Here is a 16193-nt window from a genome sequence, read left to right as displayed (position 1 = left end):
GCGGGTAAAGCGTGCTCACAACCTCCGAAGACCTCTCTTCCGTCATGCCGGACATGATCCGCTGCTGTCCGGTTTAAATTTCGAGGCAGAATGCAGTCCCCTTGAAGTCGGTGATAAAGGGTGAACATTCACTCAACGTCATCCTCGGCCTTGTGCCGAGGATCTAACCACGTCGAATAAAATCAATACGTTGGCAGATCCTCGGGACAGGCCCGAGGATGACGTCGGCGCAATTGGCATGACTTTCCTTCCCATCGAACGACGCCGCTCTTCTTTGGTGTCCGGTTAAGGCGAAAATCCGGAAAGCCTATTAGAATGAGAGTCTTGTGCCTTGTCCAGAAACTTAAACCGGACAGTAGTGGACATGGTCCGGGGTACGCAACGCTCCTGCCAAATGCAGATGCTCTCCGGGCCTCCGATATTGCCCCGACCGACGGACAAGCTATGGCAACAAGAAACGAGAATATTTTTCCGAATTCCTGCCGATTAAGAGAATAATTACCCGACAATGCAACAAATACGCAAGTCCATCCCTTAATTGCTGAGGAAATCGGCGTATCCTCGGCGACCTCCCTCGAGAATGCGTGTAAAAAGAGCAGCATTCTCGTTTTCTTGCACAATAAAGAGACATATCATGTCACAGGCAACGACGTCCGCCGGCTCCTCCGGGCCGAAACCTTTTTATCGCAATTTCGGCTTTCAGGTTCTGATTGCCATGGTCATCGGCCTGCTGCTCGGTCTTGTTGCCCGCAACATCGGCCCCGATGCAGCCGGCAGCCCGAACTGGCTTTCGGTCACGCTGCAGACCATCGGCAGCATTTTCGTGCAGCTTTTGCGCGCGCTCGTACCGCCGCTGATCTTTACGGCTATCGTCGCTTCCATCGCCAATCTCAAGAATCTTTCCAATGCGGCAAAGCTCGTCTGGCAGACGCTTCTGTGGTTCGCCATCACCGCGCTCATCGCCGTGGTCATCGGCATCGTGCTCGGCCTCGTCATTCAGCCGGGCGTCAACACGGCAATTGCCAACACGGCAGCGGCGGCCCCCTCTTCCACCGGCTCCTGGCTGGATTTCCTGAAGGGTCTCGTTCCGGCCAACGTCTTCGGCCTTGAGGCGTCTACCAAAATCACCAACGGCGCCGGCAGCACCTCGCTGAACTTCAACGTGCTGCAGCTGCTCGTGGTTTCCATTGCTTTTGGTGTCGCAGCCCTCAAAGCCGGCAAGGCGGCGGAACCGTTCCTCGCCTTCAACCAGTCGCTGCTCGCCATCGTGCGTAAAATCCTGTGGTGGGTCATCCGCCTCACCCCCATCGGCACCATCGGCCTGCTCGGCCGCGCGGTTGACCAATATGGCTGGACGACGCTGTCGCAGCTCGGCTGGTATGCGGCGGCCGTTTATATCGGTCTCGCGCTCGTGCTTTTCGTCGTCTATCCGGCGCTGCTTCTCGCCCATGGTCTGAAGCCTTCGCGGTTCTTTGCGGGCGCATGGCCGGCCATCCAGCTGGCCTTCGTGTCGCGCTCCTCCATCGGCACGCTGCCCGTCACCGAAACCGTGACGGAAAAGAGCCTTGGCGTGCCGCGCGAATATGCCGCCTTCTCCGTGCCGCTCGGCGCTACCACCAAGATGGATGGCTGCGCCGCGATCTATCCGGCAATCTCGGCGATCTTCATCGCGCAGTTCTTCCAGGTGCCGCTCGGCATCCAGGAATATGTGCTGATCGTCTTCGTGTCCGTGCTCGGTTCCGCCGCAACGGCAGGTCTCACAGGCGCGGTTGTGATGCTGACGTTGACGCTTTCCACGCTCGGCCTGCCGCTTGAAGGTGTCGGCCTGCTGCTCGCCATTGATCCGATCCTCGACATGGGCCGCACGGCGGTCAACGTCGCCGGCCAGGCACTGGTGCCCACCATCGTCGCCAAGCGCGAAGGCATTCTCAATGAGGCGGTTTATAACAACGCCAAGGATATCGACACGCTCGATGACCGTGAGGCCGTGACGGCCTGACGGAGAACTGGTCAAAAAGATACGGTGCGCTCCACTTCGAAGCGCACCGTAAATAACGTGCGCCACCCGGCTTCTCGCCAGAATATCCACATTTTTGACAAAATATAAAACGAAATAAGTAAATATAACTGAATATTAGATTAATTATACTTCAGTTATATTTAAGATAAAACTCCACAACGTCAAAAATTTGGAAAATAAAAATATGAAAATATTGTACTTTACAATCATGAGCATACTGGCACTTAATGCCCATGTATCGTCAGCAGCGGCCGGTTCCACGACGGTCGACGCCGTGTCTTACGCCTGTGCAAACAATGAAACGATGCGTGTGGTCTACGTCAACGGCGCAGACGGAAAAAGTTTTGCAATCCTTTTGCAGATGGACGAAATGATCCCGATGGCAGAGCAGAGAACCGCTTCCGGCGCCGTCTACAAGGCGATCGATCGAAATTACACCTATGTTCTGCGCACCGAGGGCAACAGTGCCACTCTGAGCGACAGCCGGGAAACGCTGCTTTCCGGCTGCACTGAGTGACGGCTCGCACGCGAGAGGCGCTTGCAGCGTGACCGAGGTCTTTGTGCATGGAAGCGAGGCGCGGCGGCAACTTTCCGCGCCAGCGCGACTTTTCCCCAAATGCAAACAGGCGTATCAATCGCGGCGATAAAAGTGCCGTACGGCTGTCATATCAGGGAGAAACAAGATGCGTGTTTCCATCGTCCTCGGTTCGCTTGCCGCCCTCGTGGCGCTCACCGCCTGCCAGACGCTGACACCGGAAGAGCGCCGGGCGCGGGATGAAGCAACATGCAGGGGTTATGGTTTCCGCCCCGGCACGGACCCGATGGCCGGTTGCCTTCTCGATCTGGAGATGGACCGCCGCGCCGACAACCGCGCCTGGCAGGCGCAGATGAACCGCGACATGTTCTACCGGCCGGTCGTTGTCGAGCGTCAGATCATCGTCCGACAGAACCCCTGACGGGAATGAAGGCGACGTTGCTTGGTGTTTCCCCCTGCTTTGCCTTTGCAGCGAGCGTCGCCTGCGCCGCCGCAAGCCGGGCGATGGGCACGCGGAAGGGTGAGCACGACACGTAGTCGAGATCCGCATCCTCGCAGAAATGGATCGAGGCCGGATCGCCGCCATGTTCACCGCAGATGCCGAGCTTCAGTTCCGGCCGCGTCTGGCGGCCGCGTTCGGCGGCAATGCGGATCAGTTCTCCCACACCGTCGAAATCGAGCGAGATGAACGGATCGCGTTCGATGATGCCCTTGCGCTGATAGGTATTGATGAAACGCGCCGCATCGTCGCGCGAAATGCCGAAAGTCGTCTGCGTCAGGTCGTTGGTGCCGAAGGAGAAGAATTCCGCCGCTTCTGCAATGACATGGGCACGCAGGGCCGCACGCGGCAGCTCGATCATGGTGCCGGTCAGATATTCGATGCTCATGCCGGTCTCTTCAGCCACCTCGGCGGCCACCGTGTCGATGACGGCCTTGACGTAATCCAGTTCGGAGCGGAGGCCGACCAGCGGCACCATGATCTCAGGCACAACAGGCGCACCGGTGATGCGCGCCGCAGCCACAGCCGCTTCAAAAATGGCGCGTGCCTGCATTTCGGCGATTTCCGGATAGGAAATCGCTAGCCGGCAGCCACGGTGGCCGAGCATGGGGTTAAATTCGTGCAGCGCATCCAGCCTTTGGCGGAACACCGTCTGCGGCATGCCCATGGCGGCTGCGACCTCGACGATCTCACCATCGCTCTTCGGCAGAAATTCGTGCAGCGGCGGATCGAGCAGGCGGATCGTGACCGGCAGGCCGTGCATGATCTGGAACAGCTCGGTGAAATCCGAACGCTGCATCGGCAGAAGCTGATCGAGCGCTGCCCGCCTGCCCTTTTCGCTTTCGGCAAGGATCATCTCGCGCATCACATGGATGCGGTCGCCTTCAAAGAACATGTGTTCGGTGCGGCAGAGGCCAATACCCTCAGCGCCAAAAGCACGGGCGGCGCGGGCATCGGCCGGCGTATCGGCATTGGTGCGCACGGTCATTCGGCGCAGATTGTCCGCCCATTGCATCAGCTTGCCGAAATCGCCTGACAGTTCCGGCTGCGTCATCGGTACTTCGCCCTTCAGCACCCGGCCGGAAGAGCCATCGATGGTGATGACATCGCCGCGCTTCAGCATACAGCCGACGCCGATCAGCACCTTGTTACGCATGTCCACGCGCATGGAGCCGGCGCCGGTGACGCAAGGGATGCCCATGCCGCGTGCCACCACGGCGGCGTGGCTGGTCATGCCGCCACGCGTCGTCAGAATGCCTTCGGCGGCATGCATGCCGTGAATATCTTCCGGGCTGGTTTCGATGCGCACCAGAATGACGCGGCGCCCCTCGGCTTCGGCGGCGACCGCCTCTTCCGAGGTAAAGACGATTTCACCCGTCGCCGCACCCGGCGAGGCCGGCAGGCCGGAACCGATGATGGGGCGGGAAATGCCGGGATCGATGGTCGGGTGCAGCAGCTGGTCGAGCGACGACGGCTCGATGCGGCAGACGGCCTCCTCCTGCGAAATCAGCCCCGCTTCCACCATATCGACGGCGATCTTCATGGCGGCGCGGGTGGTGCGCTTGCCGGAACGGGTCTGCAGCATCCAGAGCTTGCCGCGCTCGATGGTGAATTCCAGATCCTGCATGTCACGGTAATGCGTTTCCAGCCGCTTGCAGATCGCAAGAAATTCGGAAAACGCCTCCGGCATCAGCTTTTCCATGGAAGGTTTGTCGGAACCCGATACCAGCCGCGCGGCCTCGGTGATGGATTGCGGCGTGCGGATGCCCGCAACCACGTCCTCCCCTTGCGCATTGACAAGGAATTCGCCGTAAAGCTCCGCCTCACCGGTGGAGGGATTGCGGGTGAAGGCGACGCCGGTTGCCGAGGACGAACCGAGATTGCCGAAGACCATGGCCTGCACATTGACCGCAGTACCCCAGTCACCCGGAATATTGTGCAGATGCCGGTAGGTCACGGCGCGATGATTGGTCCAGCTGGCGAAAACGGCGCCGATCGCGCCCCAGAGCTGGACATGACAGTCCTGCGGGAAGGCTTCGCCGAGCTCGTCCTCGATCAGCTTCTTGTAAAGCGAAACGACGTGCTGCCATTCGACCGCCGACATGTCGGTATCGTATTCATGGCCGAGGCGGCCTTTCTCATCTTCGAGAATTTCCTCGAACATTTCATGATCGAGGCCCATGACGACATCGCCATACATTTGGATGAAACGGCGGTAGCTGTCCCAGGCAAAACGGGCATCACCCGCATCATGGCCCAGCGCCTCGACCGTGCGGTCGTTGAGACCGAGGTTGAGGACGGTATCCATCATGCCGGGCATGGAGGCGCGGGCGCCGGAGCGGACGGAGATCAGCAGTGGCGAATGGCTGCCGCCGAAGGTCTTGCCGGTGACAATCTCCATGCCGTGCAGCCCGGCCATGACCTGCAGCTTCAGCTCTTCGGGAAGATCGCGGCCATTCTTGTGATAAAGCGCGCAGGCATCGGCTATAATCGTGAGGCCGGGGGGAACGGGTAGGCCGAGACTTGCCATTTCGGCAAGGTTCGCGCCCTTGCCGCCCAATATAGCAACGTCACCTGCCCTGCCTTCGGCAGCACCATTGCCGAAGGTATAAACCCACTTTTTCATTCCACGCTCTCCACCCAGAAGCGTTGTCATTTTTCTATCATCTACAGCATTGCCAGCATGTTGGGAACGCCGCAACGTGCAGTTTACATCGCAGTGCAGCATAATTGCGGCAAATTGCGCGCAAGAATTGCCGCAAAGGCCAAATACGGCATGATTGACGCATTCGTGTAGTGCGCTGAAACGGAGTGTTGCCTAAGCCATTCAAATCGCTGCAAAGAGATTATTCATGCAATTTACCCGCCGCCATACGTTGAAATTTGCCGGAATTTCCTGTGCCGCCACCGCTCTTGCCGGTGCGCTCAAAGCAGAAGGGGGTGCAGCCCCCGCAAATGCCGCCCTGCCCTTCGCCTTAACGACACCGATACATGTGGGTCAGGCGGCGCTGCGCGTCCGCGATCTCGATCAGATGATCGATTATTACCGCTCAGTACTCGGCATGAACGAGGTGGAACGCACGGCAAGGGGCGTGACGCTCGGTGTCGGTACCGCGCCGCTGCTCGATCTCGTACACAAGCCGGCGGCGGATTTCGAAAGCCCCACCTCCGCCGGCCTGTTCCACATCGCCTATCTGATGCCCTCTCGCAAGGATCTGGCACGCTGGCTTGTACATGCGGCACTGAAACAGGTGCCTCTGTCAGGTTTTGCCGATCACAATGTCAGCGAGGCGATCTATCTCAACGATCCCGAAGGCAACGGCATCGAGGTTTACAGCGACCGGCCGAAAGACACATGGGTCTGGAGCGGCAACGTGGTGAAAATGGGCACCGAACCACTCGACGTCGATGATCTCATGACGCTGACCGATACCAGAAAAAGCGATTATGAGGCAGCCCCGGCCGGCATGCGCATTGGCCACATACACCTGCGGGTCGGCGAAATCGCCACCGCCCGCGCCTTTTACGAATCGGCCGTCGGCCTGCGACCGACGCAGGATGCGCGTTCGGACGCCTCTTTCCTCTCCTCCGGTGGCTATCATCACCATCTGGCGGTGAATAGCTGGAGCAGCCGTGGTGCGAAGCAACGCAATGCCATGGAAACCGGTCTCGACTGGTTTTCACTTACCGTTCGCGATGCGGCCGATCTCGAAGCGCAGAAGACACGGTTACGGGCCGCCGGTTACGTGCTGGTGGAGATGGAGAGCAACGTCGTGGAAGCGATCGACCCCTGGGGCACGCGGCTGCGGCTGGTGCCGGGGTGAGGTTTGGGGCTTAAATTTTGCGACGGGTAGATGCCGAGAACGCCTGCGCCACATGGTTCGAATTTCGCAAAGCAAAGCATCCGCATTCCCTCATTCCTGTGCTCGTCACAGGAATCTAGCCAGCTCAAGTCCTTGGGCTGGGAGGACTCCTCTCGCCGCGCAGACGCGCGCCGGCTGGATTCCTGTGACGAGCACAGGAATGAGGGAAAAAGGGGCGCATGCCCCCAAAAAGAAAGCCTTGCGAGGCCGCGGCAGCGACCTCGCAAGGCATTCCATCCGGTACAGGAAACCGGATGGTGGGGTCTGGAGAGAACCCTAGACTTATAGGCAGACCATAACAAAATGCCGCGTGATGTCGCTCACCCGAATGGGTGAGATAGCAAGATAAATTCAAAATGAGCATAATTGGCGAAGAGAACCGGAAAAGGCGCCTCAGACGGCTTCGCGCAGCTGTTCGGCAGTCTGCAAATCCACCGACACCAGTTGCGAAACGCCCTGTTCGGCCATGGTGACACCGAACAGGCGGTTCATGCGCGCCATGGTGATGGGATTATGGGTGATGATAACGAATCGCGTCTCGGTGGAGGCCACCATCTCATCCATCAGGTTGCAATAACGCTCGACATTGTGGTCATCGAGCGGCGCGTCCACCTCGTCCAGCACGCAGATGGGCGCGGGATTGGTGAGGAAGACCGCAAAGATCAGCGCCATCGCCGTCAGCGCCTGCTCGCCGCCCGAAAGCAGCGTCATGGTCTGCGGCTTCTTGCCGGGCGGGCGGGCGAGGATTTCGAGGCCGGCTTCCAGCGGGTCGTCGGATTCGATCAGCTGCAATTCCGCCGTGCCGCCACCGAAAAGATGGGTGAACAGTCGCTGGAACTGTGAATTGACTACGTCGAAGGCGGCGATCAACCGTTCGCGGCCTTCGCGGTTGAGGTTCTGGATGCCGGCGCGCAGCTTGCGCACGGCATCGATGATGTCATCCCGCTCCTTGATCAGCGCCTCGAGCTTGGCGGAAAGCTCCGCCTGTTCCTCCTCGGCGCGCAGATTGACCGCGCCAAGCCTTTCGCGCTCGATCTTCAGCCGATCGAGATCGCGCTCGACGTCGCGGATATCGGGCTTCGGCTGGTCCGGGCCAAGGCCGGTCAGGCGAAATGCCATATGCGGCTCGGTATTCAGCGTTTCGCGGATGCGGTGTTCGGTTTCCTGCCGTTTCTCGCGGGCGGAAACCAGTCGCTCTTCGGCACGGCCACGCTTTTCGCGGGCTTCGGCCAGTTCGGAAAGGGCCGTCGCCGCCACCCGGTCGGCGGCGCGCTGCAGGTTTTCGGCCTCGGCCAGCCGGTCGGCGGCGGCGCGGCGGGCGTCTTCGGTCTTTTGCAATTCGTTGAGGAGGTTTCGGCGTTTCTCGTCGAATTCCTCGGGCGCTATGTCCAGTTCGGCAATTTCCTCGCGCGCCTCTTCCTCGCGTTCGCGCAATGTGGCGATATGATCGGCGGCACTTGCAGCGCGCGATGCCCAGGTGGAACGCTCCTGCCCTATGGCCTGAATTCTGCGCTGGCGGCTTTCCGCCTCGCGACTCACGCCTTCATGTCGGGCGCGGGCCTCCGCCAAGAGGCCGCGGTCGGTCGCGACTTCCAGCTGGCTTTCACGCAGACGGAGATCAAGCACGGAAAGATCCGGCGCATCTTCCATTTCGATGCGGGCATTTTCTTCCTGAACGGCGATCTCATCGATCTGCGCGCCGATCTGGTTCAGCGCTTCCGAGACGATATCCCGCCGGCGCAGCAGATCGCCCGAAGCCCGTTCGGCGGATGTCAGCGCCTCGCGTGCCTCGGCAAGCTGACGGGTCGCGAGCCGGCTCCGGTCACGCACCTCCGAGAGCCGCAATTCACTGCTTCTAATGTCCTCGGTCTTCGCGGCAAGCTGGTCTTCGGCCTCTTCCAGAATGGAGCGGGCCTCCTCCAGTTCGGCTTCGATTTCGGCGAGGCGGTTCTTCTGCGACAGGCGAAGTGCGGCGGCACCCGGCGCATCGGCGCTGGCGATATGGCCGTCCCAGCGGAACAGCGCACCTTCGCGCGTTACCAGCCTCTGGCCGGCTTTCAGCGACGGCAGAAGGCGTCGGGCCTCCGAAACGTCTGCAACGACGCCAATCTGCGCAAGGGCACGCCGGAGGGCATCTGGCGCCTGCACATAGTCCAGAAGCGGTTTAGAGCCCTGCGGCAGGCCGGGATCATCCGCACCGTTTCCATTGCCGCCCCAATAGGCGGGGGCGCTCGCATCGAGCGGGCTTTCGAGATCATCGCCAAGCGCCGCGCCAAGTGCGGCCTCATAACCGCGCTCCACGGTCATTTCTTCCGCCACCGGCGTGAAACTGCCATTGGCGGCAGCGCTGGTGGCGAGCATTTTGGTGATGGTGCGTGCTTCGGTATCCAGCGCATTCAGCCGGTTCTTCGCCGTTTCCAGCGGTCCGCGCGCCAGCGCTTCGGCGGAACGCGCCTCGGCAACGGCGGCCTCGGCTTCCTCCGCCACGATCAACGCATCCTCGACGGCAATCTCAGCCGCTTCCACCGCTTCACGCCGCTCCGCGGGGTCGGGAAGACCGGAGAGCTTTTCGTCGATAGTTTCAATCTCGGCGGATGCTTCCTGCGATTGCCGCTCCAGCCTCAGCTTGCGGTCAGAAAGATCGCGGATCGCCCGCTCCAGTTGCTGACGGCCGGCCGCCGCCTCAGCGCGTTCGGCGGTGATTGATGTGAAGACGGCTTCGCTTTCCGCCAGCTTGACGGCCGCAGCCTCGAAGGCTTCGCGCATCTCATCCGCATGACGACCGGAATCGGAGAGGATGTCGAGAAGTTCGGCCTCTTCTTCGTCCAGCCGAGCGAGTATCTGGGCATTATCGGCGACCAGCCGTTCCTCGCGGACGATATCCTCGCCAAGCTGCGAGAGACGGCGGGCCAGCTCGTCACGGCGGCGCAACAGGCGGTTTGCCTCGTCATCCAGCTGGGTGCGGGCAATCTGCAGGCGTTGCAGGGCGGCGGCCACGCGGGCCTCGTCCTCGCGCAGTTCCGGCAGTTTCAGGCTGGCGATGCCCTGCTGCTTGGCCGCTTCCATCTGGCCTTGAGCCTTTTCGGCGACGATGTTGGTCGCCTGATTGAGCGCGCTTTCCGCCTCGCCTTCCGCTTCCTTCGCCTCCACCCAGCGGATGTGCAGAAGGGTTGCCTCGCGGGCGCGGATATCGGCGGACAGCATCTTGAAGCGGTTGGCCTGGCGCGCCTGGCGTTTCAGGCTTTCGATCTGGCTTTCCAGCTGAGCGGTCACGTCTTCCAGCCGCTCCAGATTGGTCTCGGCGGCGCGCAGGCGAAGCTCGGCCTCGTGGCGACGCGAATGCAGGCCGGAAATGCCGGCCGCCTCTTCCAGCAGCTGGCGACGGGCTTGTGGCTTGGCATTGATGAGCTCGCCGATACGCCCTTGCCCCACCATGGAGGGCGAGCGCGCGCCGGTGGAGGCATCGGCAAACAGCAGTTGCACATCCTTGGCGCGGGCTTCCTTGCCATTGATGCGGTAAACGGAGCCGTTTTCGCGCTCGATACGGCGCGTTACCTGAATTTCATCGGCATCGTTGAAGGCGGCGGGCGCGGTGCGGTCGGAATTGTCGAGATAAAGGCCGACCTCGGCGGTGTTTCTGGCCGGGCGATTGCCGGAGCCCGAGAAAATGACGTCATCCATGCCGGATGCCCGCATGTTCTTGTAGGAGTTCTCGCCCATTACCCAGCGCAGCGCTTCGACCAGATTGGACTTGCCGCAACCATTTGGGCCGACAACGCCGGTCAGACCGGGCTCGATGATGAATTCGGAGGGTTCAACGAAGGACTTGAAACCGACGACGCGGAGCTTGTTGAACTTCATGCCGTCACACCCAGGCAGGAAGATGGGCAATAAAAAACGGGCGTGCGGAAATATCCGCCGCCCGCTTTCTGAAGGCTTCGGTGATCAGAGCAGCTTGTCGATGACAGCCGACATGGTTTCAACCGACATGTCTCCTGCGTATTTCTTGCCGTTGATGATGAAAGTCGGCGTGGAGTTGACGCCGAATTCCGTCGCACCGCGTTGCATGGTTGCGTTCACATCATCCAGAAGTTTCTGGTTCGTCAAGCAGGCCTCGAAAGACTCCTGTGAGAAACCGGCCATTTTCGACATTTGCAGCAGGGCGGCACGCGCATCCTGGGCGACAGCCCAGCTCTGCTGCTGTTTGAACAGCATGGAAACGAAGGGGAAATACTGACCTTCCGGCGCGCAGCGCGCCAGCATGAAGGCGGCAGCGGCGCGCGGATCGAACGGGAATTCGCGCAGCACGAAATAGACCTTGCCGGTATCGATGTACTTCTTCTTGATTTCTTCGAAGGTCTTGTTGTGGAAGTTGGCGCAGTGCGGGCAGGTCATCGACATATATTCGACGATCTTGACGGGTGCATTGGCATCGCCGAGCGCTGCTTCCGGCAGCGGGCCGGGCTTCATCACCGCAGCCATATCCACGTCACCGGTGGATTCAGGCAGTTCCTGCGCTTCGGCAATGCCGGGCGTGAAGGCAAACGGCAGGGCCGTGGCAATGGCGGCAAGGGCAACACCGCCGAGAAGGCTGCGACGGGAAATGGTCAGTTCGGGAAAATGCATGAAAGCACCTGTTGGTAATAGACTCTATTGTCCGTTGATTCCGATATAGCGACGGCCTGTTCATCACAAGCGGAGTTCTGGACTCTTCTTGTCAAAGAATTGTGACCAGTCAAGGACAACCGCCCCGATCAAATGCTTCGGCCACGCGGCTTCTTCTGCAAGACCGCCGTGCCAAGCCGTTCCACCGCGTTGCGCAATGCCTCGCTCTCGAGGCCTTCCATCATGTCATCGAGACGTTTTGCCGCATCGCCGCGCAGGGGTTGCGGTTTGCGACGGCGGGTGATGGCCGGCGACACCGGCTTCTGGACGATCCTGATCTGGCGCACGGCCGGAAAGCCGAAAAAGCCGTTGATGCGGGCGATGAGTTCGCCCTGGGCATGGGTGAGAAACAGGGCGCGCGCGCCTTCGCAGGCGATCGTCAGCACGCCGGGCTGATAACCGCCGCGATCCGGGCCTTCGTCGCGGCGCGGCCAGGTGATTTTTTCCGGCCGCGTGCAATCGGCAAAGTCATCACCGGCGATCTCATCCCAGGAGCCGAGCAGCGCGGTGTTGATGCCCGCCCGCTTCGACAGCACGGGATCCATGATGCCATTGGCGACTTCGGCGATCTGGACGACGCCCTTCCTCTGTACAACGCCCTTCTGGGGATAACGCATGTTTCACTCACGTTTTGGGAGCCGGCGAATCCGCATGTTCTTGATCGCCTGCTTCTTATGTCCCAACTATAGGCCAAATCGAACAGAAACGGCAAACCATGCTTCAAAAAACCGCCCCGTCGTCTTATGCGCAGATGCTGCTCGCATGGTACGACCGGCATCATCGCGAACTGCCCTGGCGCACCTCTCCGGCGATGGCGGCACGAGGGAAACGTGCCGATCCCTACCACGTCTGGCTTTCAGAAGTGATGCTGCAGCAGACGACGGTGCAGGCGGTAAAGCCCTATTTCCTGAAGTTTCTTGCCGCCTGGCCACGTGTTGACGATCTGGCGGCGGCACCGGTCGAGGATGTCATGGCCGCCTGGGCGGGACTTGGCTACTACGCCCGCGCCCGCAATCTTAAAAAATGCGCGGAGGCCGTGGCGCGCGAGCATGGTGGCGTCTTTCCGGACACCGAAGAAGGTCTGAAGCAGTTGCCTGGCATCGGCGATTATACGTCCGCCGCTGTCGCGGCCATTGCCTTCGACCGGCAGGCTGCTGTCATGGACGGCAATGTCGAGCGCGTGATTTCGCGCCTCTTCGCCATCGACGCGCCCCTGCCCGGCTCCAAGCCGGCGATGAAGGCGAAGGTGGCGGAATTGACCCCTGCCGAGAGACCCGGGGATTTTGCGCAGGCGATGATGGATCTCGGCGCAACGATCTGCACGCCGAAACGGCCGGCCTGCGCGCTCTGTCCCTTCAATGGCGCCTGTCTGGCGCTTGCCCGTGACGAGCCGGAACGTTTTCCGGTGAAAGCCGCAAAAAAGGCAAAGCCGGTGCGGCTCGGGGCTGCTTTCGTCGCAGTGAATACAGAGGGCGAGATCCTGCTGCGGCGGCGCATCGACAGCGGGCTCCTGGGCGGCATGACCGAGGTGCCGACAACGGCGTGGACCGCGCGGATGGATGGCGGCACGGAGGTGAGCCATGCACCCTTTGCTGCCGGCTGGCAGATGGCGGGCGTGATCGTGCATGTCTTCACCCATTTCGAACTGCGTCTGACCGTCTATCGCGCGCAGGTTCCGGATGGCCTTCAAACCGGGCCGGATGACGGATGGTGGGAGCCGGTTACAAATCTTGACGCGCAGGCGCTGCCAACGGTGATGAAAAAAGTCATTGCAGAGGCTATTCCATCCGCATTCGATAAAAGCAGGAAGTTTCGATGACCAAGATTGACCATATCGTATTCGACATCGGCAAGGTGCTGATCCATTACGATCCGCATATTCCCTATAGCCGCCTCATTCCCGATGCCGACGAGCGCCAATGGTTCTTCGAGAATGTCTGCACCCATGACTGGAACCTCGAGCAGGATCGCGGCCGCCGCTGGGAAGATGCCGAGGCGCTGCTGCTTGAGCGGTTTCCCGAACGGGAAGAGCACATCCGCGCCTTCCGCAGGTTCTGGCACGAGATGGTCTCACACTCCTATGATGACAGCGTCGCGATCATGGTTGCCCTGATCGACAGCGGCCATGATGTGACGATGCTGACCAACTTCGCCTCCGACACTTTTCGCGAAGCGCAGAAGATGTTCCCCTTCCTCACCCTGCCGCGCGGCGTAACGGTCTCCGGCGACGTGAAGCTTTTGAAGCCGGATGTGGCGATCTACGATCTGCACGCCAAAGAATTCGGCCTCAATCCGGCCACCAGCCTCTTCATCGACGATACGCTCGCCAATGTCGAAGGCGCCAAGGCCGCCGGCTGGCAGGCCGTGCATTTTACCGTCGCGGAAAAGCTGAAGCAGGATTTGCGGGCTTATGGGGTGGAGGTGTAGGACACCGGCCCTGATATCGCTTCATGCCATGGATTAGGGTTCATTCACCCAGTCCTCATGCCCATGACGCACGCGGACGATAAACACTTCGTCGTCCGCGTCAACGCTATAGACAACCAGATGCGCCTTGAAGCGTTGAATGCGCAGCGGCGGCGACAATTCGTCCCGTTCGCGCGCCATTCGCGGACTACACGATATCAATTCGAAGATAGCGAAGAGTTCCTGATGATATTTCTGTGCCTGTTTGGCCCCGAATATCAGGATGCCCTCCTCCGCAATACGAATGACGTCCTCTTCCGCGAGCAGAGACAGACGAAAACCCATGATCAGCCGATATCGCGTTTCGCTGACCGGGCCTCGGCCTCGGCGAACAATGCCTCCGGCGAGCGATCACCGATGCCGCTCTGCAATCCTTCATCCACCAGGCGCTGCATCGCGGCTATCTTTTCGCCCCGTTCCTGATCCCTGCGGATGAGATCACGCACATAGTCGCTGGCATTGGAGTAACGACCAGTTTTCGACTGGGCTTCGACCCATTCTTTCATCGGCTCGGGCAACGATATGTTCATGGTCACCATCTTCATCTCCTATGAAGATAGCGTGCAGAATTTGGCAAGGTTTGTCAAAAACGGATGGGGAAAAGAAATTGGCGCAGGCGGAAATGGCGGTCTCCGGCCTGCGCCAGTCCTGCCGCAAGCGGCATCGGACGCAATGTTTTTGTGAGCTTTCCGAACCGGATTTTCACAACCACTGCTCTGATTTGAGACAGTACTGCGCGTCTCTTGCGCGAAACTTGTCTAGCTAAAGTTTTATATTCGAAAATACCAACGCCCGACACCAGGGTGCCGGGCGTTGGTCGTTTCTCTATCCGGGACTGAAGGTACTAAACCGGACAGAGACGTATTCTGACAAGGGCGGGCGGTGGATCGTCCGTCTCCAGCCTCTACGGCTCTCGACTATTCAGCCTTTGCCATTTCACTGCGGATGATGGTTCTGAGATCATCGATCGGCTTCAGCGCGTCGCCATCCTCGAAATGCCAGAACGTCCATCCGTTGCATGCATCGAGACCCTGCACCTTCGCGCCGAGGCGGTGAATGGAGCCGGCGGTCCCGCCGGATGCGAGCGTACCATCGGCACGAATAATGGCGCTATAGCGACGTCGTGCATCCGTCAGCACCTGGCCCGGGCGAACGAGGCCGCTTTCCACCAGCGTGTTGAAGGCGACGCGCGGCTCTGCCTTCTTGCCGGTCATGACGGTCAGTTCCGCCTTGCCGAGTGGCTCGACGGCAGCGATGCGGGCGGATGCCGCATCGATATAATCCTGTTCGCGCTCGATGCCGACGAAATGGCGGCCAAGGCGTTTTGCAACGGCACCCGTGGTGCCGGAACCGAAGAACGGGTCAAGCACGATATCACCCGGCTTGGTCGATGCCATGATGATGCGCGCCAGCAGGGCTTCCGGCTTCTGGGTGGGATGCACCTTCTTGCCGTCGTCGCCTTTCAGCCGCTCATGGCCGCTGCAAATCGGGAACAGCCAGTCCGAGCGCATCTGGACATCGTCGTTGGAGGCCTTCAGAGCGTCGTAGTTGAAGGTATAGCTCTTGGCTTTCGGATCGCGACTTGCCCAGATCATCGTCTCATGGGCGTTCTGGAAACGGCGGCCCTTGAAATTGGGCATGGGGTTGGTCTTGCGCCAGACGATATCGTTGAGGATCCAGAAATCGAGGTTCTGGAGCATGGCGCCGACGCGGAAGATATTGTGATAGGAGCCGATGACCCAGATGGTGCCGTTCGGTTTCAGCACACGGCGGCAGGCGAGCAGCCAGGCGCGGGTGAAGGCGTCATAGGCGTCGAAGGAGGCGAACTGGTCCCATTCGTCATCGACGGCATCGACCAGCGACTGATCGGGCCTGTGCAGCGTGCCGCCAAGCTGGAGATTATAGGGCGGATCGGCGAAAATCGCATCCACCGACTGGCTCGGGAGGGCATCCAAGGCAGCGACACAATCACCTTTGATGATGCTGTCTTTCCAGGCGTCACTCTCGCCCGCACGATCAAAACCGGCACGCCGAAAATCGGCCAGCGGAAAAACTGCTGCCATTGGTACTCGCTCCATACGCTTACTCTCTACTGACGCTTATGGTTACCGAAGATGGTTATCAAAGCCTGAACAAGTCACGGAA

At 60.2% G+C, this 16193-nt stretch carries 14 protein-coding genes; 7 read left to right on the top strand and 7 right to left on the bottom strand.

Annotated elements, in window-relative coordinates; all coding sequences use genetic code 11:
• Positions 1-634 precede the first annotated feature (634 nt).
• The 3 genes from GSF67_RS02625 to GSF67_RS02615 all read left to right on the top strand — a co-directional run bounded on the left by GSF67_RS02625 (position 635) and on the right by GSF67_RS02615 (position 2976).
• The gene (locus GSF67_RS02625; RefSeq protein WP_006310256.1) at positions 635-1999 is read left to right on the top strand and encodes a dicarboxylate/amino acid:cation symporter; all 1365 of its coding nucleotides are present in this window, start codon (positions 635-637) and stop codon (positions 1997-1999) included.
• A 205-nt stretch (positions 2000-2204) separates the two neighbouring features.
• Positions 2205-2537, top strand: a complete 333-nt coding sequence (locus tag GSF67_RS02620; RefSeq protein WP_006310255.1) for an MliC family protein — start codon at positions 2205-2207, stop codon at positions 2535-2537.
• Positions 2538-2703: 166 nt separating this feature from the next.
• Complete coding sequence (locus tag GSF67_RS02615; RefSeq protein ID WP_006310254.1) at positions 2704-2976, top strand: hypothetical protein; 273 nt, start codon at positions 2704-2706, stop codon at positions 2974-2976.
• Here GSF67_RS02615 and ppdK read toward each other — a convergent pair.
• Positions 2954-5680, bottom strand: a complete 2727-nt coding sequence (ppdK, locus tag GSF67_RS02610) for a pyruvate, phosphate dikinase (protein ID WP_006310253.1) — start codon at positions 5678-5680, stop codon at positions 2954-2956. The two genes, GSF67_RS02615 and ppdK, sit on opposite strands and share 23 nt — an antisense overlap.
• A gap of 226 nt (positions 5681-5906) precedes the next feature.
• Here ppdK and GSF67_RS02605 point away from each other — a divergent pair, with 226 nt between their 5' ends.
• Positions 5907-6878 (top strand): VOC family protein, encoded by a 972-nt coding sequence (locus tag GSF67_RS02605; protein WP_006310251.1) that lies wholly within the window; start codon positions 5907-5909, stop codon positions 6876-6878.
• A gap of 432 nt (positions 6879-7310) precedes the next feature.
• Here GSF67_RS02605 and GSF67_RS02600 read toward each other — a convergent pair whose 3' ends face one another.
• The 3 genes from GSF67_RS02600 to GSF67_RS02590 all read right to left on the bottom strand — a co-directional run bounded on the left by GSF67_RS02600 (position 7311) and on the right by GSF67_RS02590 (position 12199).
• A complete protein-coding gene (locus tag GSF67_RS02600) occupies positions 7311-10778 on the bottom strand; it encodes a chromosome segregation SMC family protein (RefSeq protein ID WP_128821976.1) in 3468 nt (1155 codons plus the stop codon).
• A gap of 84 nt (positions 10779-10862) precedes the next feature.
• Positions 10863-11543, bottom strand: a complete 681-nt coding sequence (locus tag GSF67_RS02595) for a DsbA family protein (protein WP_006309853.1) — start codon at positions 11541-11543, stop codon at positions 10863-10865.
• 128 nt (positions 11544-11671) lie between these two features.
• Positions 11672-12199 carry a DUF721 domain-containing protein gene (locus tag GSF67_RS02590; RefSeq protein WP_006309852.1) on the bottom strand — a complete coding sequence of 176 codons (528 nt, stop codon included), beginning with the start codon at positions 12197-12199 and terminating at the stop codon, positions 11672-11674.
• Between the two features lie 98 nt (positions 12200-12297).
• Between GSF67_RS02590 and mutY the strand changes: the two genes are divergently transcribed.
• Both mutY and GSF67_RS02580 read left to right on the top strand, forming a co-directional pair.
• Complete coding sequence (gene mutY / locus GSF67_RS02585) at positions 12298-13401, top strand: A/G-specific adenine glycosylase (protein WP_006309851.1); 1104 nt, start codon at positions 12298-12300, stop codon at positions 13399-13401.
• Positions 13398-14009: an HAD family phosphatase gene (locus GSF67_RS02580; RefSeq protein WP_006309850.1), complete on the top strand. Its 612-nt coding sequence runs from the start codon at positions 13398-13400 to the stop codon at positions 14007-14009. Before mutY ends, GSF67_RS02580 begins: the two co-directional genes overlap by 4 nt.
• Before the next feature lie 33 nt (positions 14010-14042).
• On the opposite strand, the gene GSF67_RS02575 is transcribed toward GSF67_RS02580, so the two are convergent.
• Together GSF67_RS02575 and GSF67_RS02570 are read right to left on the bottom strand one after the other, a co-directional pair.
• A complete protein-coding gene (locus tag GSF67_RS02575; protein WP_006309849.1) occupies positions 14043-14333 on the bottom strand; it encodes a type II toxin-antitoxin system RelE/ParE family toxin in 291 nt (96 codons plus the stop codon).
• Positions 14334-14335: 2 nt separating this feature from the next.
• Entirely contained in the window at positions 14336-14587 is a 252-nt protein-coding gene (locus GSF67_RS02570) for a type II toxin-antitoxin system ParD family antitoxin (protein WP_006309847.1), read from the bottom strand.
• Between GSF67_RS02570 and GSF67_RS02565 the strand changes: the two genes are divergently transcribed.
• Entirely contained in the window at positions 14577-14732 is a 156-nt protein-coding gene (locus GSF67_RS02565; protein ID WP_006309848.1) for a hypothetical protein, read from the top strand. The two genes, GSF67_RS02570 and GSF67_RS02565, sit on opposite strands and share 11 nt — an antisense overlap.
• A gap of 233 nt (positions 14733-14965) precedes the next feature.
• Here GSF67_RS02565 and GSF67_RS02560 read toward each other — a convergent pair whose 3' ends face one another.
• Positions 14966-16111: a site-specific DNA-methyltransferase gene (locus GSF67_RS02560; protein ID WP_006309845.1), complete on the bottom strand. Its 1146-nt coding sequence runs from the start codon at positions 16109-16111 to the stop codon at positions 14966-14968.
• Positions 16112-16193 lie beyond the last annotated feature (82 nt).

Source organism: Agrobacterium sp. CGMCC 11546 (genome assembly GCF_013365515.1).
In the GTDB taxonomy this organism is placed as follows: domain Bacteria; phylum Pseudomonadota; class Alphaproteobacteria; order Rhizobiales; family Rhizobiaceae; genus Agrobacterium; species Agrobacterium fabrum.
This window is presented reverse-complemented; position numbering and strand designations above follow the sequence as displayed.